At 35.1% G+C, this 22,447-nt stretch carries 22 protein-coding genes; 20 read left to right on the top strand and 2 right to left on the bottom strand.

Annotation, left to right across the window (positions count from 1 at the left end):
• Positions 1–26: 26 nt before the first annotated feature.
• The 6 genes from MKX66_RS01375 (at position 27) to MKX66_RS01400 (ending at position 5,390) form a co-directional block, all read left to right on the top strand.
• Positions 27–500, top strand: coding sequence for a lasso peptide biosynthesis B2 protein (locus MKX66_RS01375; RefSeq protein ID WP_215591313.1), 474 nt, complete (start codon positions 27–29; stop codon positions 498–500).
• Between the two features lies 1 nt (position 501).
• Complete coding sequence (locus MKX66_RS01380) at positions 502–1,689, top strand: nucleotidyltransferase domain-containing protein (RefSeq protein ID WP_341085334.1); 1,188 nt, start codon at positions 502–504, stop codon at positions 1,687–1,689.
• Between the two features lie 11 nt (positions 1,690–1,700).
• The gene (locus tag MKX66_RS01385) at positions 1,701–3,500 is read left to right on the top strand and encodes an ABC transporter ATP-binding protein (protein ID WP_002128582.1); all 1,800 of its coding nucleotides are present in this window, start codon (positions 1,701–1,703) and stop codon (positions 3,498–3,500) included.
• A gap of 227 nt (positions 3,501–3,727) precedes the next feature.
• The gene (locus MKX66_RS01390) at positions 3,728–4,051 is read left to right on the top strand and encodes a PadR family transcriptional regulator (RefSeq protein ID WP_002066545.1); all 324 of its coding nucleotides are present in this window, start codon (positions 3,728–3,730) and stop codon (positions 4,049–4,051) included.
• Positions 4,044–4,586 carry a DUF1700 domain-containing protein gene (locus tag MKX66_RS01395; protein ID WP_341085335.1) on the top strand — a complete coding sequence of 181 codons (543 nt, stop codon included), beginning with the start codon at positions 4,044–4,046 and terminating at the stop codon, positions 4,584–4,586. The genes MKX66_RS01390 and MKX66_RS01395 overlap by 8 nt, the downstream gene beginning before the upstream one ends.
• On the top strand, positions 4,587–5,390 hold the full coding sequence (locus MKX66_RS01400; RefSeq protein WP_215590070.1) for a DUF4097 family beta strand repeat-containing protein: 804 nt from the start codon (positions 4,587–4,589) through the stop codon (positions 5,388–5,390).
• A 103-nt stretch (positions 5,391–5,493) separates the two neighbouring features.
• Here the strand turns inward: MKX66_RS01400 and lexA are convergent, their stop codons facing one another.
• The gene (gene lexA, locus MKX66_RS01405) at positions 5,494–6,108 is read right to left on the bottom strand and encodes a transcriptional repressor LexA (protein WP_002087894.1); all 615 of its coding nucleotides are present in this window, start codon (positions 6,106–6,108) and stop codon (positions 5,494–5,496) included.
• 141 nt (positions 6,109–6,249) lie between these two features.
• Here lexA and MKX66_RS01410 point away from each other — a divergent pair, with 141 nt between their 5' ends.
• Together MKX66_RS01410 and MKX66_RS01415 are read left to right on the top strand one after the other, a co-directional pair.
• Complete coding sequence (locus tag MKX66_RS01410) at positions 6,250–6,906, top strand: YneB family resolvase-like protein (RefSeq protein WP_002014433.1); 657 nt, start codon at positions 6,250–6,252, stop codon at positions 6,904–6,906.
• 45 nt (positions 6,907–6,951) lie between these two features.
• Complete coding sequence (locus MKX66_RS01415; RefSeq protein WP_002014431.1) at positions 6,952–7,191, top strand: DUF896 domain-containing protein; 240 nt, start codon at positions 6,952–6,954, stop codon at positions 7,189–7,191.
• Positions 7,192–7,231: 40 nt separating this feature from the next.
• On the opposite strand, the gene MKX66_RS01420 is transcribed toward MKX66_RS01415, so the two are convergent.
• The gene (locus MKX66_RS01420; protein ID WP_012261434.1) at positions 7,232–8,815 is read right to left on the bottom strand and encodes a bifunctional metallophosphatase/5'-nucleotidase; all 1,584 of its coding nucleotides are present in this window, start codon (positions 8,813–8,815) and stop codon (positions 7,232–7,234) included.
• A 185-nt stretch (positions 8,816–9,000) separates the two neighbouring features.
• On the opposite strand from MKX66_RS01420, the gene MKX66_RS01425 reads away from it, so the two are divergent.
• From MKX66_RS01425 to MKX66_RS01480, 12 genes are all read left to right on the top strand, one after another.
• Positions 9,001–9,939, top strand: a complete 939-nt coding sequence (locus tag MKX66_RS01425) for a phosphate/phosphite/phosphonate ABC transporter substrate-binding protein (protein ID WP_341085339.1) — start codon at positions 9,001–9,003, stop codon at positions 9,937–9,939.
• A 95-nt stretch (positions 9,940–10,034) separates the two neighbouring features.
• Positions 10,035–10,808 (top strand): phosphonate ABC transporter ATP-binding protein, encoded by a 774-nt coding sequence (phnC, locus tag MKX66_RS01430; RefSeq protein ID WP_002033479.1) that lies wholly within the window; start codon positions 10,035–10,037, stop codon positions 10,806–10,808.
• A complete protein-coding gene (gene phnE, locus MKX66_RS01435; protein WP_215590069.1) occupies positions 10,805–11,599 on the top strand; it encodes a phosphonate ABC transporter, permease protein PhnE in 795 nt (264 codons plus the stop codon). The genes phnC and phnE (MKX66_RS01435) overlap by 4 nt, the downstream gene beginning before the upstream one ends.
• Positions 11,599–12,402, top strand: a complete 804-nt coding sequence (phnE, locus tag MKX66_RS01440; protein ID WP_002033481.1) for a phosphonate ABC transporter, permease protein PhnE — start codon at positions 11,599–11,601, stop codon at positions 12,400–12,402. Before phnE (MKX66_RS01435) ends, phnE (MKX66_RS01440) begins: the two co-directional genes overlap by 1 nt.
• A gap of 301 nt (positions 12,403–12,703) precedes the next feature.
• Positions 12,704–14,704 (top strand): transketolase, encoded by a 2,001-nt coding sequence (gene tkt / locus MKX66_RS01445; protein WP_341085340.1) that lies wholly within the window; start codon positions 12,704–12,706, stop codon positions 14,702–14,704.
• A 156-nt stretch (positions 14,705–14,860) separates the two neighbouring features.
• Complete coding sequence (gene sirA, locus MKX66_RS01450) at positions 14,861–15,301, top strand: sporulation inhibitor of replication protein SirA (RefSeq protein WP_002014415.1); 441 nt, start codon at positions 14,861–14,863, stop codon at positions 15,299–15,301.
• Positions 15,302–15,379: 78 nt separating this feature from the next.
• Entirely contained in the window at positions 15,380–15,601 is a 222-nt protein-coding gene (locus MKX66_RS01455; RefSeq protein ID WP_001132292.1) for a YneF family protein, read from the top strand.
• 124 nt (positions 15,602–15,725) lie between these two features.
• Complete coding sequence (locus MKX66_RS01460) at positions 15,726–17,477, top strand: ABC transporter transmembrane domain-containing protein (RefSeq protein ID WP_215590068.1); 1,752 nt, start codon at positions 15,726–15,728, stop codon at positions 17,475–17,477.
• Positions 17,477–19,240 carry an ABC transporter ATP-binding protein gene (locus MKX66_RS01465; protein ID WP_215590067.1) on the top strand — a complete coding sequence of 588 codons (1,764 nt, stop codon included), beginning with the start codon at positions 17,477–17,479 and terminating at the stop codon, positions 19,238–19,240. The genes MKX66_RS01460 and MKX66_RS01465 overlap by 1 nt, the downstream gene beginning before the upstream one ends.
• Before the next feature lie 139 nt (positions 19,241–19,379).
• Complete coding sequence (locus MKX66_RS01470; protein WP_341085342.1) at positions 19,380–20,426, top strand: GH25 family lysozyme; 1,047 nt, start codon at positions 19,380–19,382, stop codon at positions 20,424–20,426.
• Between the two features lie 139 nt (positions 20,427–20,565).
• On the top strand, positions 20,566–21,600 hold the full coding sequence (locus MKX66_RS01475; RefSeq protein WP_215590065.1) for a nuclease-related domain-containing protein: 1,035 nt from the start codon (positions 20,566–20,568) through the stop codon (positions 21,598–21,600).
• Between the two features lie 124 nt (positions 21,601–21,724).
• Positions 21,725–22,294, top strand: coding sequence for a hypothetical protein (locus tag MKX66_RS01480; protein ID WP_215590064.1), 570 nt, complete (start codon positions 21,725–21,727; stop codon positions 22,292–22,294).
• Positions 22,295–22,447: the final 153 nt, after the last annotated feature.

Below are 22,447 nucleotides of genomic sequence, written 5' to 3' on the forward strand. Positions count from 1 at the left end.
TCAAGAGAACTGTTAGGAAGGGATTAATAAATATTGTGAAAAGGTTAAGGATGTTTTTATCACTGAACATGAAAACAAAGCTCTTATTTTTAGAGGCTTTTATTTTTTTAGGATGGGCACGTGTACTGAAAAGTATTACCTTTTCCAAAGTTGCACCTTCTTTAGGGGATTACATGAACGAAACATCAGTTGCTCAAATTCAGCCACACGGGGATACACTAAAGAAGGTGTCTGAAGCTATTTCTATTATGAGTCGTTATACTTTTTGGGAAAGTCAATGCCTTGTTAAAGCTATAGCTGGGATGAAAATGCTCGAAAAACGTCACATTGAGAGTACTCTTTATTTAGGAACTGCTAAGGATAGTCATGGTGAATTAATTGCGCATGCATGGTTACGGAGCGGTTCTTTTTATGTTACTGGATCAGAAGGAATGGAGAAATTTACTGTCGTTGGATCATTTGCAAAGAGGTTAAGTGAGGACACTATTAAAGGAGAATAAAATGGAGAAAGATTTTGGTCTTAATGTAGAGTTCATGTCTAAAGAATTGAAACTTCTTTTTACAATTTTGAAGTTACAAGATGACGAAACACTGCAAACTTATAGTAGTGAATGGTTCACAGATATTGATTGGGAGGTTTTTCTTGAGCAAGCCATGCATCATCGTGTTTATCCGGTGATTTATCAAAAACTTAAACAGGTAGATGAGGAACGAATTCCTTCACATGTTGTACAAACTTTAAATAGAAAATATAGAAATAATACATTTCAAATGCTTTATTTAAGTGCTGAAATGGAACGAATAAATAAATTTTTTAATGAAAATGAGATTCGTACGATGTTTCTAAAAGGACCTGTACTATCTCAGGACTTATATGGAGATATTTCTTTACGAACATCTTGTGATTTGGACGTTCTCATTCCTGTTCAAAAATTAGAAAAAGTAGAAAAACTACTTTTAGAGCAAGGATATGTGAAAGATGATTATATTCAAACGATATTAAGTGATTGGAAATGGAGGCATCACCATATAACATTTTTCCATACAACAAGGCGGATCAAACTTGAAATTCATTGGAGGTTAAATCCTGGACCGGGTAAGGAACCTGGGTTTGAAGAGCTTTGGAAGCGAAAGAGAAAAAGTGCACTTACAAGTAATTCGGTATATATGTTAGGAAAGGAAGATTTATTTTTATTTCTTGTCTCTCATGGTGCTAGACATGGTTGGTCTAGATTGCGCTGGTTAGTGGATATAAAAAAAATTGTCAATCAAGATCTTAACTGGAGTGAGATTAACAAATTAATGAGAAAATATCAAATGTTTCATTTAGGAGGACAAGCATTAATTTTGGCATCTCAAATGTTAGGTGCACGATTAGATAAGAGGATGATGGAATTAGTAGCGAAAAAACGTTCAAAGCAGTTAGCTCAAGAAGCGCTGTTTTATTTCAAGCAAATGATAAACTTGCATACCGATCCTGTTCCTGAAGAAGTACTTGCTTATCATAGTAGGCATTTATTTTCACTGATGTCTAATCAGCAAAAAATTTTATTTATTATGAGCCAACTCTATCCTTATCCGATTGATGCAAAAACATTGCCGTTACCTAAATTCCTTCATTTTTTATATTTTCCTTTACGTCCGTTTCTATGTCTTTGGAGGAAAACAAAGAAGCTTGCTTTGTCATAGGGGGAACATCGATGAATCATATTATATATTTTATGAAGAAATTATATTCTTCTGCAGGGAAAATTCTGTATGTGAATTTGTTTGGTATGGTTTTAATAAGTTTACTTGAAGGGATAGGTATTATTTTATTAATTCCTATGATAAGTATGGCTGGAATAATTAATATAGGTGAGGAGACTGCTTTTATTGCACCTGTTTATAGATTTTTGCAGGATTTCCCTAAAACAACAAGCCTAATTTCTATTTTAGGTATATATATACTAATAGTGTTAGGGCAAAATCTATTACAACGAAACATAACGCTAAGGGATGCGAGAACGCAACAAGCTTTTGTACGAGAATTAAGAATAGAAACATATAGTATGATTCTAAAAGCGAAGTGGAGTTTTTTTTTAGAGAAAAGGAAAACAAATCTAATAAATATATTAACTACAGAATTAGCTCGCGTAAGTTATGGGGTTAATTTAATTTTACAATTGTTAGCTGTTATTCTGTTTACATTCATACAGGTGGGGCTTGCGTTTTTATTATCTCCCCAAATAACTATATTTGTTTTGGTCTTTGGCTTATTATTCTTAGTAGCTTCTCGTGCTTTTATAAAAAAAGCACGAATACTAGGCGGTAAGACCTCGAAATTAGCACAAGACTATCTTTCTGGTATAACAGATCATTTTAATGGAATTAAAGATATAAAGAGTAATACTTTGGAAGCATCACGTTTAGATTGGTTACAATCTATAACAGAAAAGATGAGTAATGAACAAATGGAGTATATGAGAATAAGGTCGAACTCTCAATTGTTTTATAAAGTTTCAATGGCTATTTTAATTGCATTTTTTATATTATTATCAGTAAGTATATTTAAAGCTCAACCCACCCAATTACTATTAATCATACTCATCTTTTCGAGACTATGGCCACGATTTATGACAATTCAGTCAAATTTAGAACAGCTTGCTGCAAGCATTCCTGCTTTTAAGTCATTATGGGACTTACAAGGGGAATGTAATGAAGCAATTGAAATGCAGGATATACATCAGCAAAAACATATAAAGCCGATTTGTATAGAGCAGGGTATTGAATGTAAGGGTATTTATTTTCGATATAATAAGAAGGAGCATTTGTATGCACTTCAAAATATTAATGTGAAAATACCAATCAATAGTATGACGGCTATTGTGGGACATTCGGGAGCTGGGAAGAGCACATTAATCGATGTTTTAATGGGATTGATTCAGCCAGAGAAAGGTCAAGTATTAATAGATGGAACTCCTCTTACAAGTGAAAATTTATTGTCATTGAGACGGGCTATTAGTTATGTGCCACAAGATCCTTTTTTATTTAATGCAAGCATAAGAGAAAATTTATTGATGATTGAGCCGAATGCGAGTGAAGAACAAATTTGGACTGCATTAGATTTTGCGGCGGCAGCTGAATTTGTACGAATGCTTCCAAAAGGGCTTGATACTCTCATTGGAGATCGTGGAGTGAGACTTTCAGGTGGTGAACGTCAACGACTTGTACTAGCTCGAGCTATTTTAAGACAACCATCCATTTTAGTATTAGATGAAGCTACGAGTGCATTAGATACTGAAAATGAAGTAAAAATTCAATCAGCAATAGAAAGGTTGAAAGGAACGATGACTATTGTTGTTATTGCGCATCGGTTATCTACGATCCGCAATGCAGATCAAGTTATTGTTTTAGGAAAAGGTGAGATTGTTCAAAAAGGTGAATTTAATCAATTGGCTAAAGAGAGAAAAGGTGTATTTCGAAATTTATTAGGGTCACAAATGGAAGTGGGTTCATAGAGGAGAAAGATTGAATGAAATCTTGTATTATTGTAATTCGAGTTGAATGATAGCCCGGATAATGGTCAGTTACAAAAGGTCTTATTCGGGCTTTTATATTTGCGTTTTCTAAATTTAGGGAATAAATATAATTCAGTACCTTGCAATAAACAATACTAAGTGGTATGTTATGGATAAAACAGGTATCGTGTACTGAACAGTACTAAAATGAGAAAGGGGGATTGTCCTTGAACGTTCAGTTTAAAAAAGGTGTGTTAGAACTGTGTGTATTGGCACTTGTAAAACGTAAGGATTGTTATGGATATGAACTTGTTCAGCAAATCTCTAATAAATTTTTAATATCGGAAGGTTCTGTATATCCGTTATTACGTCGTTTAACGAAAGAGGGATATTTTCAAACGTATTTAAAAGAATCCACGGAAGGACCGCCCCGTAAATATTATCAACTAACAGAGCAAGGAGAGATGCAACTTACTTTATTAGTAACAGAGTGGCGTGATTTTGCTAAAGGTGTTCAAGAAATTATTGAAGGGGTGGAATGGGATGAGTAAAGAGCAGTTTCTTAAAGAATTATCAAGTCATCTTAGAAAGTTACCAGAAGAAGAGCGACGAGATATTTTATTTGATTATGAAGAGCACTTTCAGTTTGGGATGGAAGAGGGGAAAACTGAATCAGAAATAATAAAGGGACTTGGCTCTCCGAAAGTAATTGCGAAAGACTTACTTGCGATGTATCGATTTGATGAAATGAAAAAAGATCCGTCGACTTCAAATGTGACAAGAGCTGTCATGGCAGCGGTTGGACTTAGTTTGTTTAATTTTATTATTGTGTTAGGCCCGTTAGTTGCAATTATAGCTTTTATATTTTCCTTTTGGGTCGGTGGGATTGCTAGTGTAGTGACACCATTTTTCGTTATTGTAAAAGTATTTATGGGCACTTTTATATGGTTGGATCTTTTCGTTAGTATAACGTTTGTCGGAGTAGGTTTGTTGTTATGTATTGTAGCTTATTATAGTACGAAGTGGTTTAAAAGATTATGTGTATGCTATGTAGTCTGGAACTTCAAAATGATAAAAGGGGAGTAGATGATGAAAAAGATATTATTAGTAGCTATCGCTTGTATCATTATTGGAGTAATAGGGATTTCACAAACATATGAAAAAGCAGTACAAACTGCAGAAAAAGGAGATAAAGAGGACGTAATTAAAAACGAAACGCTAAAAAATGTAGAAGTTAAGTTAGATGCAGGAGATATTGTTGTCCAAAAATCTCCTGATTCCTCTTTTTATGTAAAGCAAAAAGGAGACGTAAGTAAACAGGAGATTCGTATTGCTGAAGATGGTGATACATTAAAAATCATAGGGGAAATAGAAAAAGGTGTTTCATTTGATTTTTCATTTTACAATTTCGGATTTCAAACGCCTACATTGACTATATTAGTACCTGAACGTTCTTATCAAGAGATAAAAGTAAATTCATCCGCTGGACAAATAGAAATAAGTAATGTGAAAAGTGACCGCGTAAGTGTTGAAACACTCGCCGGAGAAGTGGATTTGAAACATGTAACAGCAAAGAGTGTGGAGGGGTCTACAAAAGCTGGTGAGGTGAATTTTAAAAAAGTAATAGGGAAAGTAACAGCAAAAACGGCTAGTGGGGATATAGATATTATTGATCATGATTCTAAATATGATTTAGAGGTAAGTTCAACTGCTGGAGATGTAGATATTACTTTATTGGAAAAACCACAAGATGCAGTTATAACTGGGCAAACTGCTGCTGGAGACGTGACAATTTTTAATGAAGACAATAAAAATATAATGATTGGTAATGGTAGTAAAAAGATTAGCGGTAAAACCGCTGCTGGAGATGTTACTATTGAAACGCGTTAATAATTAATGAAACGCATTCTTTTGAATGAACGGAAATCTATCAAAATATAAAAAGAAGATAATTACCTATATAAATAAGGGAATTATCTTCTTTTTATTATTTTTAATGTAAATCACGATATACGCCAATTACTTTTCCAATAACTGACACTTGTTTTAAAATAATAGGTTCTAGTGAAGAGTTTTCCGGTTGTAGACGGAAATGATCTTTTTCTTTATAGAAACGTTTAACGGTTGCTTCGTTATCTTCTGTTAAAGCAACTACAATTTCACCGTTGTATGCAGACTGTTGTTGGCGAACAACAACTAAATCACCATCAAAGATACCGGCTTCAATCATGCTATCTCCAGAAATGCGTAACATAAACACTTGATCTGCTCCAGCAACGATACTAGCTGGAAGTGGGAAGTGATCTTCTACACTTTCGACTGCTGTAATCGGTAAACCGGCAGTAACTTTTCCGATGATTGGAACTTGAATAACAGATTGTGTTTCCGTTCGGTTGTCACCTAAAATTTCAATTGCGCGTGGTTTTGTTGGATCGCGTCGAATATATCCCTTTTCTTCTAGTCGTGATAAATGTCCGTGCACTGTAGAACTAGAAGCAAGGCCGACTGCTTGACCGATTTCACGTACGGAAGGTGGATATCCTTTTTCTTGTACTTTTAGCTTAATAAAGTCGAGAATGTCTTGCTGGCGTTTCGTTAACTTTTCCATGTTTTCTAACACCTCGTTTTCTTTCATTTTTCTTATTATTAAGTATAACATGCGAAAAAACATTCTACAAACATAAGTTCGAACGAAAGGCAAATTTATGATACACTATAAGGAAAATATAGTGAGAAAGAAGGGTTCAAAATGAATGCAATTATTTATGCACGTGTGAGCACAACAAAAGAAGAACAGGAAACATCATTATTGCGTCAAAAAGATGAATTATTGCATTTAGCTGAGCGCTATCAAATGGATGTTACAAAGGTAATTGAGGAGCAGGCTAGCGGTTATACAATTGAACGTGATGGCATATTAGAAGTGCTAGATACAATTCGAGATGAACAAGTTGATGTACTACTTATACAAGATGAAACGCGTCTTGGTAGAGGAAATGCAAAGATTGCATTAATGCATTGTTTACATAAAGAGGGGATAAAAGTTTATACGCACACGCATAGTGGTGAATTACAGCTTTCAGATTCTGATTCGATGGTGCTAAATATAATTGGGATCGTTGAAGAGTATCAAAGAAAGATCCACAATTTAAAAATTAAACGTGGCATGCAAAGAGCAGTGGAGAAAGGATTTCGTCCAGAAAATAATTTGAAAAATCGTCATTTAAGCGTAGGACGTGAGAAAAAAGAAGTGCCAATTGAGGAAATTGTACGTTTGCGCCGGAATGAATTAACTTTTGAAGAAATTGCAGCAACACTTCGTGGTTTTGGTCATGATGTTTCAAAAGCAACTGTACATCGAAGGTATGTAGAATATACAAAGCAATTGCTTGATAAAGAGGAATAACTATTGTATGATAATAATCAGTTTTGAGTAGAAGGGGGATTCGAGATGCCAAGTCAAGAACTCATTGAACGCATTAACTTCTTAGCGAAAAAAGCAAAAGCTGAAGGCTTAACTGAAGAAGAACAACGTGAGCGCCAATCGCTTCGTGAACAATATTTAAAAGGATTTCGTCAAAATATGTTAAACGAATTAAAAGGAATTAAAGTCGTTAACGAAGAAGGCACGGACGTTACACCGGCGAAATTAAAAGCTTTAAAAAAGCAGGATAATGCAAAATTAAATTAAAAGATGGGCATAGCCCATCTTTTTTTATTTGTTAAAATTGTTATTTAATAACTTTCCAGTTTTCATTTTTCGTTGCTTCTATCCTTTTATGCTTCAATATATAGTTAGCGATAAGTTCAGACATATCTGTTGGTATGTCTTTTACTACTGGTTTATTTTGAAACATAAAGAAGTTCCCGCCACCGCTTGCACGATAATTATTCATAACAACGTCATATTCTTCATTCATATTAAGAGGAGTGCCTTTATACTGCAAAGACTCTACTCTCTCTCCAATTGGTTTTGAAATGTTTAATACATACGAAATCCCTTCCCACATATCGTAATTATAGTGTTGTGGTTTTGGTTCTATATAGGTAGGGTTTACGATGATGGTTCCATCTGCTTTTAATGTGAAATAAGAAGCAGAGAGTTCGAGAGCATCTTTTATATCCGCTCCAGTTATTCTAATTACTTTTAATGTATTTGGATAAATATAATTAGAAACGATGTCACGCATTGTTACATGTTTCGGGAAACCTGGAGATGTATTATGAAACAAACTTGTACAAGAAATTGAAACATTAGCTATATCCATCTGTATTTTATTTATGAATTCAATAAAAGGATGGTCTTGCAAACGTGTTTGCATAGCATCGGAAATTTGCATATCCCCATAAATTATTCCAATAGGTTTATCAAGCCAATTTTGTGTTTTCTCTTCATAATTGGCAACCAAGGAAAGAACATCTTGGTCTGCCGCAATTCCTTGTACGGGCAATAACTCTGAATAACTCTCTTTTTTTACCCATTTTTGTTCTGCTTTTTCGAATGTTACTGTTACTTTTCCAACTGAGTGTCCATTGCATCCGGTCTGTAAAATTGTTACACCATTAATCACGGTGTGAGCGATTTCTCGGTGTTGGTGGCCTGTTAGTAAAATATCTATGCCTTCAATTTCATGGCACATTGCATATCCTTGGTTTTCACCTGTTAAAACTTCAGTCGGTACTCCGGTTTGTAAATCACGTTCAAATCCCCCGTGATAGGCTACGACTAGTAAATCTGGTTTTTCATGTTTACGGATGTAAGAAACCCATTTTTTTGTTGTTTCAAATGCATCTTCAAATTGTAAATCTTTAATATGATGTGCTTGTTCCCAATGGGGGATGTAATGCGTTGTCACCCCTAAAATAGCAATTTTTATATTTGATTCAATATGTTTTATTATATATGGTTTCCCGAAATAAGGTTCTTTTCTGTTTTTATCTAAAATGTTTGCTGATAGATAAGGGGAATTTGCAGTAGCCACAGCATTATTTAATATATCCATTCCGTAATTAAATTCATGATTTCCGATAATTGCAATGTCATACTCTAAGTAGTTGGCTAATAAGGACATTGGGTTTTCCATATCTTTTTCGTATGTAGCGTAATGATAAGTAAATGGTGTTCCTTGAATGAAGTCCCCGTTATCAATCAGAAGAACGTTTGCATTTTGAGAACGTTCTTTTTTTATGAGAGTAGAAATTTTAGCTAAACCAATTTCTGCTTTGGAGTTATCTTGGTAGTGAATTGGATACACAGTACCATGTACATCGCTTGTTAATAAAATATTTAAAGTTACAATTTGATTTTGATTCAACGCCATTCACCTTTTCTATAGTTATCTTTCAATTAATCATATCAAATATATGAAAAGAATTTTAATGTGAATGTATAGAATGTGTAAAGATTCTGTAAATAAGCAATTATTTGTAAAAATATGTGATATATTTCTTCATGTTTATGGAAGGTTATTTTATAACAACGAAAAATGGAGGCATTAACATGTTGAAAAAAGTTTTTGCAATGAGCACAACAGTTGTACTAGCAGCGGGATTATTAAGTGGATGTGGAACGAAGGAATCAAGTGCAAGTAAAAATGAAGATACGAAAAAAGGTTATGTACCGAAGACACTAAGTGTTCAATTTGTTCCTTCTCAAAATGCAGATACGCTAGAGGCGAAGGCAAAACCATTGGAAAAGCTATTAAGTGATAAATTAAACATTCCGGTAAAAGTTAGTATTTCAACGAATTACAATACAATTGTAGAAGCGATGGCATCTAAGCAAGTAGATGTAGGCTTTTTACCTCCAACAGCGTATGTGTTAGCGCATGAGAAAAAGGCTGCAAACGTAATTTTACAGGCGCAACGTTTTGGGGTAGATGATGAAACTGGAGCTCCGACAAAGGATTTAGTAGATGTTTATAAATCAGAGTTTGTTGTTAAGAAAGATTCTAATATTAATAGTGTAAAAGATTTAAAAGGTAAAAAAATTGGCTATCAAGATGTAACATCATCAGCGGGTTATGTATGGCCTGCGGCTGTATTGTTAAAAGAGGGAATCGATCCGTTGAAAGATGTGAAACCTGTTACATTAAAAGGTCATGATCAGTCACTTATTGCTCTTTTAAATGGTGATGTAGATGCAGCTGTTGTATTCCAAGATGCTCGCAATATTGTAAAAAAAGATTATCCGAATATATTCGATCAAACGAAAATAGTAAAATTTACGGAGAAAATTCCAAACGATACGATTTCTGTACGTTCTGATTTAGATGCAGAGTGGAGCAAGAAATTACAGGATGCTTTCATTGAAATAGGAAAGAATGAGGAAGGGCACAAAATCATTAAAGAAGTATACTCACATGAAGGATACGTTAAATCTGATGATAGTAAATTTGATATCGTTCGTGAATATGGAAAGAAAGTGAAAACGCAATAATACATATGGAAATGGCGACTAACTGGAAAGTGTGTGATTTCAGTTAGTTTGCCGTTTTTCAGTTATTGATAATACATAGAAGGTAGGTAAGATGTGTGATAGAGTTTCGAAATGTTTCCAAAGTGTATCCGAATGGTACAAAAGGATTGAATAATATAAACTTGAAAATTCAAAAAGGTGAGTTTGTTGTAATGGTCGGGCTATCCGGTGCTGGAAAATCAACACTTCTCAGATCGGTAAATCGCCTTCATGAAATCACAGAAGGAGAAATCATTATTGAAGGGGAGTCTATTACTGCTGCAAAAGGAAAAGGATTACGACGCATGCGCCGAGATATTGGTATGATTTTTCAAAGCTTTAACCTTGTGAAGCGATCAACGGTACTGAAGAATGTATTAGCTGGGCGGGTTGGATATCATTCTACATTGCGTACAACGTTAGGTCTGTTTCCGAAAGAGGACGTGGAGCTTGCATTCCAGGCGCTGAATAGAGTGAATATCTCAGAAAAAGCATATGCACGAGCTGATGAATTATCAGGGGGACAACAGCAACGTGTATCAATTGCTAGAGCATTGGCACAAGAAGCGAAAATCATATTGGCAGATGAGCCTGTTGCTTCGTTAGATCCTCTGACAACAAAGCAAGTAATGGATGATTTGAAGAAAATTAATGAAGATTTTGGAATTACGACAATTGTAAACTTACATTCTATTGATTTAGCGAGGCAATATGCTACTCGTATTATTGGATTACATGCTGGTGAAATTGTTTTTGATGGATTAGTAGAAGAGGCAACGGATGAAAAATTCGCTGAAATTTATGGGGACGTAGCTCAGAAAAGCGCATTATTAGAGGTGGCAGCTAAATGAATGAAGTGACGATATATTCGAAATCGATACCGAAGCCGCCGAGTAAATTTAAACATATGTTAACGGTTATTTTAGTTATTTTACTGTTGTGGGGTAGTAGTGTACAGGTCGACGCATCATTTTCAAAACTAGTAGTTGGTTTTCCAAATATGATGGATTTATTGAAGGAAATGGTGCCACCAGATTGGAGTTATTTTCAAATTATTACAACAGCAATGTTAGATACAATACGTATGGCGATTATTGGAACGACTTTAGGGGCGATTTTAGCCATTCCACTTGCACTATTTGCGGCAAGTAATGTATTTACTAGTGTATTTTTGTACAGTCCAGCTCGATTGATTTTAAATTTTATACGAACAATACCAGATTTATTATTAGCGGCTATTTTTGTAGCGATTTTTGGAATAGGACCACTTCCAGGTATTTTGGCTCTTACTTGTTTCTCTGTTGGACTCGTAGCGAAATTATTGTATGAGTCAATTGAATCAATTGATCCAGGTCCATTAGAAGCGATGACAGCTGTAGGAGCGAATAAGGTGCAATGGATAGTTTATGGGGTCATTCCGCAAGTGAAAGCGCACTTCGTCTCCTATGTACTTTATACATTTGAGGTGAATGTACGTGCAGCAGCTGTTCTAGGTTTAGTAGGAGCAGGTGGGATTGGATTATATTATGATCGTACACTTGGATTTTTACAATATCAACAAACTGCTTCTATTATTATTTATACCCTTGTTGTTGTATTGCTAATTGATTATATAAGTACAGTGTTGCGGGGGAAATTATAATGAGTAAAACGACGATAATCGTACCAAAACCGAAGAAACCGAGTATATATCGCTGGATTATTTTTATAGCACTTACAGTTGTATATGTATGGGCCTTTTCAGGAGTCCCGTTAGAGGGAATAAAGAATACGGCGGGAGAAATTACAAAAGCAATTATGACAGGCGTATTGAACCCAGATTGGTCGTATGTATCTTTGCCAGATGGTGAAGATTTATTACACGGTTTAATTGATACGTTGGCAATTGCGATATTAGGTACATTTATTTCTGCTTTTTTATCTGTTCCATTTGCTTTTTGGGCGGCAACGAATATGAGTAGTGGAAAATTAACTTCAGGAACTGGGAAATTTGTACTTAGTTTTGTTCGTACATTTCCTGAATTAGTTATGGCTCTTTTATTTATAAAAGCTGTTGGTCCAGGCTCTTTTGCCGGAGTTCTAGCTTTAGGGTTACACTCTATCGGAATGTTAGGGAAACTATATTCGGAAGGAATTGAAAATATAGATAAGGGACCGACGGAAGCGTTAATAGCAACGGGTGCAAATCGGTTTCAAATACTTTGGTATGCCGTATTACCACAAGTGTTACCGGATTTTCTATCGTATACGTTATACAGGTTTGAAATTAATGTACGATCCGCTGCGATTTTAGGTGTTATTGGAGCAGGTGGTATTGGTACGCCATTAATTTTTGCACTTAGTTCACGTAATTGGTCTCGTGTGGGAATTATTTTATTAGGTATCATTTTAATGGTAATTATAATTGATTTTATTTCAAGTTCTATTCGTAAGCGGATTATTTAATTTGTTTTAAAAGCATCTAATTCAGATGCTTTTTTGTATTTTTAAAGGTTATCAAAAAGGAGATATATCAGAAATTAGTATATTTGTATAAAAATACAGATAATTATATTTATTTTTAAAATAAAAACAATTAAAAAGTATGTCATATTGAATGCCCATACATTCCCTAAATCACTGTGTTTTTTATGAAAAATCAAAAAAACATCAACATATTTGTCGATACATGTTGTATAATCTTGCGTGGGAAGCTATCATATAAATGTATAAAACGTTTACTAACATACGCGAAGGGAAGAATAGCATGTCACATTCAATCGAACAACTTTCTATCAACACGATTCGCACATTATCCATTGATGCGATTGAAAAAGCAAACTCTGGTCACCCAGGAATGCCAATGGGTGCAGCACCAATGGCTTATACATTATGGACTCAATTTATGAAACACAATCCAAATAACCCAACGTGGTTTAACCGCGATCGTTTCGTATTATCTGCAGGTCATGGCTCAATGTTACTATACAGTCTACTTCATCTATCTGGTTATGACTTAACAATGGATGATTTAAAGAACTTCCGTCAATGGGGAAGCAAAACTCCAGGACATCCTGAGTATGGTCACACAGCAGGTGTAGACTCAACAACTGGTCCACTTGGACAAGGTATTGCAACTGCTGTAGGTATGGCAATGGCTGAAAGACATTTAGCGGCTAAATACAACCGTGATGCGTATAATGTAGTAGATCATCATACATACGCTATTTGTGGTGATGGAGATTTAATGGAAGGCGTTTCTGCTGAAGCATCTTCATTAGCTGCTCATTTACAATTAGGTCGTCTTGTTGTACTTTACGATTCAAACGATATTTCATTAGATGGCGATTTAAATCGTTCATTCTCTGAAAGTGTAGAAGATCGTTACAAAGCATACGGATGGCAAGTAATCCGTGTTGAGGATGGAAATGATATTGAAGCAATCGCAAAAGCAATTGAAGAAGCGAAAGCTGACGAAAAACGCCCAACGCTAATTGAAGTAAGAACGACAATTGGTTTCGGTTCTCCAAACAAATCAGGAAAATCAGCTTCACATGGTTCTCCACTTGGTGTAGACGAAACAAAATTAACGAAAGAAGCATACGCTTGGACTGCTGAACAAGACTTCCATGTAGCAGAAGAAGTATATGACAACTTCCGTAAAACAGTACAAGATGTTGGTGAAACGACGCAAGCTGCGTGGAACACGATGCTCGGTGAATATGCACAAGCATATCCAGAATTAGCAAACGAACTGCAAGCAGCAATGAACGGTCTTCTTCCAGAAGGTTGGGAACAAAGCTTACCAACTTATGAATTAGGATCAAAAGCAGCAACACGTAATTCTTCAGGTGCTGTAATTAATGCAATTGCAGAGTCTGTACCATCATTCTTCGGTGGATCTGCTGACCTTGCTGGTTCTAACAAAACATACATGAATAACGAAAAAGACTTTACAAGAGCTGATTACAGCGGAAAAAACATTTGGTACGGTGTACGTGAGTTCGCAATGGGTGCAGCAATGAACGGTATCGCACTTCATGGCGGTTTAAAAACTTACGGTGGTACGTTCTTCGTATTCTCTGACTACTTACGTCCAGCAATTCGTCTTGCAGCATTAATGCAATTGCCTGTAGCGTATGTATTTACACATGACAGTATTGCTGTTGGTGAAGATGGTCCAACACATGAACCAGTTGAGCAATTAGCAGCGCTTCGTGCAATGCCAAATGTATCTGTTATTCGTCCAGCAGACGGTAACGAATCAGTTGCAGCTTGGAGACTAGCTCTAGAATCTACAAAAACACCAACTGCATTAGTGTTAACTCGTCAAGATCTTCCAACATTAGAAGGTGCAAAAGACGATACTTATGAAAAAGTAGCAAAAGGTGCATATGTAGTTTCTGCAAGCAAGAAAGAAACTTCTGATGTAATCTTAATTGCAACTGGATCTGAAGTAAGCTTAGCAATCGAAGCGCAAAAAGCTCTAGCAGCAGACGGCGTTGATGCAGCTGTTGTTAGCATGCCATCTATGGATCGCTTCGAAGCTCAAACTGCTGAGTACAAAGAATCTGTACTACCAAAAGCAGTAACGAAACGTTTCGCAATTGAAATGGGTGCTACATTCGGATGGCACCGTTACGTAGGCCTTGATGGAGATGTACTAGGTATCGACACATTCGGTGCTTCTGCTCCTGGTGAGAAGATTATGGAAGAGTATGGATTTACTGTAGAGAACGTTGTTCGTAAAGTAAAAGAAATGCTTTAATGATTTTAGAAAAATCTCTCCAGCATGGGGAGATTTTTCTATGTAATTGAGTTTTTTCGACAGGAAAAGTTTTTTCTCTCTCCGTAGTCAGACAATCATTGCAAATCTTCTCTTATATAATGTAGGGAAAAGGTTGTCCAGATCGGGAGGGGAAAAATGAAAACGTATGAATTGTATTTAATTCAAGAGGATATTGCGAAAGCTTACTTTGGTCGTGAATATTTGTTTTTTGATTTATTTGCTCGATTTTCAGAATCTGGGTTCCTTTCGGAGAAGAAAGTATTATATAAACAAATGACGTATATTACGATGCCGTTACAAGTAATGAAAATTCATCATAAATTAGAACAAGCTTTGCGTGTTCTTGGTAAATATGAAAGAACAAATCATACTCATACGCTTTATACAGGAGCCGAATATGGAGAAATAATGGTGAAACCACAATATATTCGAATAAATACTTCTGGAAATGTATCCATGGAAACAACTTTCTTTGAGGTGCTTAGAAAGTGTGAGTTAACATTTTTAGCGATGGATTATGAAAATAAAAAGTACGGTTGGTTAAATCCTCTCAAACAAGTACGAACATATGTGTAAAAAATGTCGAATAGTATCTTGTCTTATTGAAAAGGTTTTAGTACACTGTAAGGTAGACAACATGAAGGAGGAAAAGATATGCCAATGTGGTTAGGTATTCTAGTGGGCGTAGTAGCACTAGTAGCAGGCGTGGCGTTAGGATTTTTCATTGCCCGCAAATACATGATGAATTACTTACAAAAAAATCCACCAATTAACGAACAAATGTTAAAAATGATGATGATGCAAATGGGACAAAAACCTTCCCAAAAGAAAATCAATCAAATGATGAGCGCGATGAACAAGCAACAAACAAAATAAGCGCAAAAGGGCACTCTTACCGAGTGCCCTTTTCTTTTGGTTATAAAACATATTTAAAACTTTTAAATATTCTGTATTTTTGTTACACTGAAAACATCGCTCATTTTAAGGGAGGAGGATAAATATGAAAGTGTTTTTTAATTTAGCTTGGTTTTTTAAGCAAGAAAAACGAGCGTACATAATCGGAATTATTATGTTATTTGGTGTCGCGCTTCTTGAACTTGTAGCGCCAAGAGTACTAGGGATTGTAGTAGATGAAATTAATAGTGGAACATTAACGTCTGAAAAATTGTTGAACTGGGTTATTCTATTAGTAGTTGTAGGAATTATGATGTATATATTACGTTACTTATGGCGTATTATGATTTTTGGATCTTCTTTAAAACTAGCTCGTCAACTGCGAAAGAATCTATATGAACATTTTACTAAGATGAGCCCATCCTTTTATCAATCACGTCGCACAGGCGATTTGATGGCACATGCGACAAATGATATTCAGGCGATTCAGCAAACTGCGGGGGCAGGTGTTTTAACACTCGTTGATTCATTAGCTGTTGGAGGATGTGTACTCGTAGCGATGGGATTTACAATTAGTTGGAAGTTAACGTTATTAAGTTTAATTCCGATGCCAATTGTAGCTATTTCTACAAATTATTATGGAACTTTATTGCATAGAAGATTTCATAAGGCACAGCAATCGTTTTCTGAAATCAATGATAAAGTACAAGAAAGTATGAGTGGGATGAAGGTAATTCGCTCACTTGGACAAGAGAAAGAGGATTTACAAGCGTTTCGGAAAAAATCTGAAGATGTCGTACATAAAAATATGTTAGTTGCACGTATTGACTCGTTATTCGATCCAACGATTTCCCTAATTGTCGGATTTTCATTTTTGATCGCAATTTGTTACGGATCATTATTAGTCGTACGAGGTGAATTAACTGTAGGGGAATTAGTAACATTTACAACGTACTTAGGGACACTTGTATGGCCAATGTTAGCTTTTGGATGGCTATTTAATATTATGGAGCGTGGACGTGCTTCGTATGATCGTGTGGAGAAAATATTTTCACAAACTTCAGATGTAGTGAATAAGGAAAATGCTATACATGCTATAGCAAGTGGTGATGTTTCGTTTGCTGTTGATTCGTTTTCTTATAAAAAGAATGAACTATTAAACTTAAAAGATATTTACTTTAACTTAAGAAAAGGTGAAACGTTAGGAGTTGTAGGGCGTACCGGTGCAGGGAAGACGACGTTATTAAAATGTTTAATTCGAGAGTATGATCATTTTAATGGTGAATTAAAAGTTGGGGAGCGGGATATTCGAGATTTAACACTTCACGGTGTGCGTTCTGCAATTTCATATGTACCGCAAGATCACTTTTTATTTTCAGCGAGTATTGGGGAGAACATTGCTTTTGGAAAGGCCGATGCTACATATAAAGAAATTAGCCGAGCTGCTGATATTGCTTGTATTCATAATGATATATTTCAATTTCCAGAAGGGTATGACACTGTAGTAGGTGAAAGGGGCGTTTCACTATCAGGAGGTCAAAAACAGAGAATCTCTATTGCGCGTGCATTATTAACAAATGCTGAAATTTTAATATTAGATGATTGTTTATCAGCCGTAGATGCAAAAACAGAAGAAACTATTTTAACTGCATTGAAACGAGAAAGGGCAGAGAAAACGACGATTATTACCGCCCATCGTTTAAGTGCTATTCAGCATGCAAATCTTATTCTTGTTGTTGATGAAGGTAGGGTTATGCAGCGAGGGACACATGAGCAATTAATGAAAGAAAATGGTTGGTATAAAGAAATGTACGAAAGCCAGCAGTTAGAGGCGTTAGTAGAGAAAGGAGGCGTATGATGGCTGAGAAAAAACGGAGTGATTTAAGAAGGTTGCTTTCTTATATGAGGCCCTATAAAGGGTTATTGGCGTTAGCATTTTTATTTCTAGTTGGTGCAACTGTAACTGAAATGATGGGTCCTTTTTTAATTAAACAATTTCTTGATGAACACTTAGTGCCAGGTAACTTTGAACAATCAGCACTTGTAACCCTATTTGTAGTGTATATTATTGCTCATTTATTAAAAGTATTATTTACTTATTTAGACTTATTGTACTTTCAAAATATCGCTTTTAAGATTGTCCAAGATATGCGAGTTGAAGTGTATGAACATGTTCAAAAATTGTCATTAAGCTTCTTTGATCGTACGCCGATTGGTACGCTCGTATCTCGCATAACGAATGATACAGAAGCGATTAAGGATTTTTATGTTAGTGTACTATCAACATTCGTGAAAAATGTAGTCTTTTTAGTAGGGATTTTAGTAGCGATGTTTTTATTAGATGTAAAATTAGCGCTATTCTCGCTCATATTAATTCCGGTAATGTTTGCAATTATGGTGTTGTATCAACGGAAAAGTGCAGCTTTTTATTTAGAGGTACGTAATCAGCTGAGTATATTAAATGCAAAGTTAAATGAGTCCATTCAAGGTATGAATATTGTTCAGGTGTTCCGGCAAGAAAAGCGGATGAGAAAAGAATTTGAAGAAGTGAACAATAAACATTTTAGTGCTGGACGTCGTACATTGAAATTAGATGCATTACTTTTACGTCCAGCAACAGATCTTGTTCATATTGTAGCAATTGCGTTAGTACTTGGTTTATTCGGAATCGATGCTTTAAAGAGTCCTGTTGAAGTAGGGGTTTTATATGCTTTCGTTAACTATATTCATCGTTTCTTCCAGCCGGTAAATGAGATGATGATGAAACTATCTTTCTTCCAGCAAGCGCTTGTTTCATCATCGCGTGTATTTCATTTAATGGATGATAAAGATTTAGCTCCTGTTCAAATGGGGAGTGAACAGCCACGAGTAGCTAACGGGGAAATTCAGTTTAAAGATGTTACTTTTTCATATGATGGAAAGCGTGACGTTTTAAAAAATGTATCTTTTCACGTAAAGTCAGGGCAAACGGTTGCTTTCGTAGGGCATACTGGTAGCGGAAAGAGTACGATTATGAATTTATTAATGAGATTTTACAATATTAAATCAGGAAATATAGTAATAGACGGAGTAGATTTAGAGAAGTTCGAAGAACAAGAAATTCGAAAGAAAATTGGTCTTGTGCTGCAAGATGCATTTTTATTTGCTGGAAATGTAAAGCAAAATATTCGTATGTATAATGAAGAGATTACGGATGAAGAGATAGAGGAAGCGGCAAAGTTTGTGCAAGCGAATACGTTTATTGAAAAATTACCAGAGCAGTATGATACAGAAGTTGTCGAAAGAGGAGTTGCATTTTCTAGTGGTCAAAGGCAATTAATTGCTTTTGCTAGAACGATAGCAACCAATCCGAAAGTATTAGTGTTAGATGAAGCGACGGCAAATATTGATACAGAAACAGAAGAGGCTATCCAAACGGCATTGCAGCAAATGCGAAAAGGTAGAACAACGATAGCGATAGCGCACAGATTGTCTACAATCCAAGATGCGGATCAAATATTTGTTATGCATGAAGGGGAAATTGTAGAAAGCGGAACACATCAAGAGTTACTTAGTAAACAAGGACTTTACTATAATATGTACTTGCTACAAAATAAAGGGAGTTTGCAACAGGCCTTGTAGAATTACAAGGTCTTTTTTCTATTCTCTCAGATATTAAAATGTAATAAAATCTTCGAAATATGTGAGAGGTTTGTCGTGTCCTTTAACTAGAGTTGTACATATTGTATATAGAATAACAAAATTTGATAGGAGCTTTTATATGCAAAATAGATCCAGTTCAAATATTACGTTTATTGATGTGTCTCATTGGGAAGGAAACATTAATTGGAATGCTGTGAAGTCATCTGGCATTCCAGCGGCGTACGCAAAAGCGACGGAAGGTGTGAACTATATTGACCCGACTTTCGTTCAAAATGTACAAGCTGCGAGAAATGCGAATGTATTAATTGGTGCATATCATTTTGCTCATCCAGAACAAAATGATGCAATTTCAGAAGCGAAATATTTTGTGAGTATATTACAGAGTAATCAGACGGACTTAATTCCTGTTTTAGATTTAGAATCGCCAACGGATACTAGCAATAGTAGTTTAACGGGTGCGACTATATCGAATTGGGCAAGAAGTTTCGTAAATTATGTGAAACAAGCTACTGGGAAAAATGTAATGTTATATACAGGAATTTGGTATATTAATGAATTTGGAATTAGCGGGTTAAGTGACATTCCACTTTGGATTTCCAAATATTCTAGTATACCGCCTGCTGATGCTGGTGGATGGACAGAGTGGACAGCATGGCAGTACACAGATTCTGGGCAAATTTCAGGTGTAGGAAATTGTGACGTATCAGCAGCTGTTTCATTAGAAGCTTTACAAGGAAATGGAGCAAGTGGTGGAGGGAATGTTTCCACGCCTAATAATGCGACTCCAGTATACGGAGTTGCTGTAATTAATGGAGATAATGTGAATTTACGAAGTGGACCATCTTTACAGTCTAGTGTAATTCGCCAATTGAATCGTGGCGAATCATATGAAGTTTGGGGAGAACAAAATGGATGGCTCTGCTTAGGGACAAATCAGTGGGTATATAATGATTCAAGTTATATTCAGTATAAACATTATGTAGCAACTATTACTGGCGATAATGTGAATCTGCGAGATGCTCCATCATTAAGCGGGAATGTTATAAGACAGTTACATCATGGTGAATCATATCGAGTATGGAGTAAGCAAGATGGATGGCTTTGCTTAGGGACAAATCAATGGGTATACTATGATTCAAGTTATATTCAGTATGGTGTACAATAAAGTGAATCTAAAAGGTATCTCGACTGAGGTGCCTTTTATGAAAAATATATAATTTTTACAAAGTATATATTGATAACATAGTATAATGTAATTGATATATGTTTAAAAATAATCGGAAATGAAATAAAGGAGTAATAATATGGAGTATGTGCTAATAGGTGGGATTTTAATATTATTAGCTGTAGTGTTTGTACTGTTTTATAAAAATAAACAGTTAGAATCAGAGAGTCAGCAAGTAGAGTTTGAAAAGAAACAAGCGATTGAAACGTATGAAAGTGAGATTGCAGCTACGATTACAGAGCATAAAGAACAACAGGATACTTTAAAGAATATGGAACAGAAAAAATATAATGATTTACAAGTGAATACAGCTAGAGAACTTGAAAATATGCGTATGATGAAAAATCAATTGGCTGTTCAACATAGTAAAGAACGTAGTGAAATGCAAGATAAGCATAGTAGTGAAATACATATGTTTCAAAATTTAATTGCGGATTTACGAGAATATACCAAAAATGGTGCTGAAGTGAATGCGCATGAAATATTACATTATATGAAGCGAGGTTTCGTTGAGCAAGGAATAATACTAGAAGAAGAGTTTCATATTATACCGAACGTTTTTATGATAAGCAATAAATATAGAGATAAACGTGACATAAATGATAATCGAATTCAACACCTTATCTTATGTAAAACTGGTATTTATCTACTTGAGACGAAAGAATGGACAGGGAAATTAATCCATGGCTTAACGAAAGAAAATGCGGGTATATATTCATTTATGATTGAGGAAATTGGTAAGTATCAACATGAAATTGAAAAAGAAGAGACATTTGAATTTATTACGGATGGAACTTCATTAACTTTGCAAGTAAGAAATGAAGGGAATCCAGCGTATAAAGCGAAAATGCTATCTCAAACTTTATATAATTGTTTGGAAGAAATGCAAGTAGATATTGTAAAGGAAAAAGTAAAACCAATTGTATATTTTGAAAATGAGAGTGGAAAAGAAGTTATTGATCTTTCTAATGAAGAATTGCCGAGATTTAAAGATAGAGAGCAAATTGTAACGTTTTTCAGAAATGAAGTTTTAACAAGTAAAGTAATATATACAGCACGAGAACTACAAAAGATTAGAGATATGATTGGCAAGATGAATTATGTTGCGAAGTGAAAAATAAAGTAAAACTTTAATTAGTGGGGGTTTATGGGCAACCCGACTTCTACCCTTTACAGCCGAATTTTGAGGTGGGAGTCTAACTGCTCGCAAATAGCGGGATAAAGTAGGTGTTATTTGGGTGGAGAAAGGTAAAAGCTCTATATTGTGGGGAATGTTGTACATTTATATTTGTTTGCATATATTAATGTACATTGCGTTTATTTTCGTTATTGATATGGTTCATGTGTCATTGAGTGTAATGAGTATTTTGGTGGTAGTAATGCCTTTTATTTTATTAGTTATTATTCAAAAGTCTATCTTACATGTTTCGGCAAGACGTGATAAAGGTAAGAAACAACTGTTCACTATAATGATGGTAGGTCTCATTCCATTGCTAGTATGCACCGTACAATTAAGTATAAATAAATACACTTCAAATTTTAATCGGGATCGGTGGTTAAATTATGAAGAAAAACGAGTACATATGGTAGATGACCTATTACAGGAGCATAAATTGATAGGGAAATCAAACGAGGAAATTACAAAATTGTTAGGGGCCCCTACGAAAACAAGCAGTTTGGAAACGGGAATTACTACACTATACTATCTTGGGAATGAACGTGGTTTCATTCCTATAGATAGTGAATGTCTTGTTTTGCAATTTGATAAAGATGGTAGAGTTATAGAGTATAAGGTACAACGAGATTGAAATAGTGAGAGGAGAAGCTATATCTTTTATAGCTTCTTTTCTATATCCCAATATAGAAAAAGTAGGCAAATAGTAGTCATTCCTATCTATACGAATGAGATAGAGTTTGTTATATTGTAAAGGGTTATTTAGTTTAGAAGTCTGCTAGATAGC

This window comes from Bacillus sp. FSL R9-9530 (assembly GCF_038008145.1).
In the GTDB taxonomy this organism is placed as follows: domain Bacteria; phylum Bacillota; class Bacilli; order Bacillales; family Bacillaceae_G; genus Bacillus_A; species Bacillus_A mycoides.

What these genes read in the sequence shown, in the direction of transcription:
- MKX66_RS01380 (WP_341085334.1), top strand. Translation starts at nt 502, where the DNA reads ATGGAGAAAGATTTTGGTCTTAATGTAGAGTTCATGTCTAAAGAATTG.
- phnE (WP_002033481.1), top strand. Translation starts at nt 11,599, where the DNA reads ATGAGTAAAACGACGATAATCGTACCAAAACCGAAGAAACCGAGTATA.
- MKX66_RS01415 (WP_002014431.1), top strand. Translation starts at nt 6,952, where the DNA reads ATGCCAAGTCAAGAACTCATTGAACGCATTAACTTCTTAGCGAAAAAA.
- lexA (WP_002087894.1), bottom strand. Translation starts at nt 6,108, where the DNA reads ATGGAAAAGTTAACGAAACGCCAGCAAGACATTCTCGACTTTATTAAG.
- MKX66_RS01460 (WP_215590068.1), top strand. Translation starts at nt 15,726, where the DNA reads ATGAAAGTGTTTTTTAATTTAGCTTGGTTTTTTAAGCAAGAAAAACGA.
- sirA (WP_002014415.1), top strand. Translation starts at nt 14,861, where the DNA reads ATGAAAACGTATGAATTGTATTTAATTCAAGAGGATATTGCGAAAGCT.
- MKX66_RS01395 (WP_341085335.1), top strand. Translation starts at nt 4,044, where the DNA reads ATGAGTAAAGAGCAGTTTCTTAAAGAATTATCAAGTCATCTTAGAAAG.
- MKX66_RS01465 (WP_215590067.1), top strand. Translation starts at nt 17,477, where the DNA reads ATGGCTGAGAAAAAACGGAGTGATTTAAGAAGGTTGCTTTCTTATATG.
- MKX66_RS01400 (WP_215590070.1), top strand. Translation starts at nt 4,587, where the DNA reads ATGATGAAAAAGATATTATTAGTAGCTATCGCTTGTATCATTATTGGA.
- tkt (WP_341085340.1), top strand. Translation starts at nt 12,704, where the DNA reads ATGTCACATTCAATCGAACAACTTTCTATCAACACGATTCGCACATTA.
- MKX66_RS01425 (WP_341085339.1), top strand. Translation starts at nt 9,001, where the DNA reads ATGTTGAAAAAAGTTTTTGCAATGAGCACAACAGTTGTACTAGCAGCG.
- MKX66_RS01410 (WP_002014433.1), top strand. Translation starts at nt 6,250, where the DNA reads ATGAATGCAATTATTTATGCACGTGTGAGCACAACAAAAGAAGAACAG.
- phnE (WP_215590069.1), top strand. Translation starts at nt 10,805, where the DNA reads ATGAATGAAGTGACGATATATTCGAAATCGATACCGAAGCCGCCGAGT.
- MKX66_RS01455 (WP_001132292.1), top strand. Translation starts at nt 15,380, where the DNA reads ATGCCAATGTGGTTAGGTATTCTAGTGGGCGTAGTAGCACTAGTAGCA.
- MKX66_RS01470 (WP_341085342.1), top strand. Translation starts at nt 19,380, where the DNA reads ATGCAAAATAGATCCAGTTCAAATATTACGTTTATTGATGTGTCTCAT.
- MKX66_RS01475 (WP_215590065.1), top strand. Translation starts at nt 20,566, where the DNA reads ATGGAGTATGTGCTAATAGGTGGGATTTTAATATTATTAGCTGTAGTG.
- MKX66_RS01385 (WP_002128582.1), top strand. Translation starts at nt 1,701, where the DNA reads ATGAATCATATTATATATTTTATGAAGAAATTATATTCTTCTGCAGGG.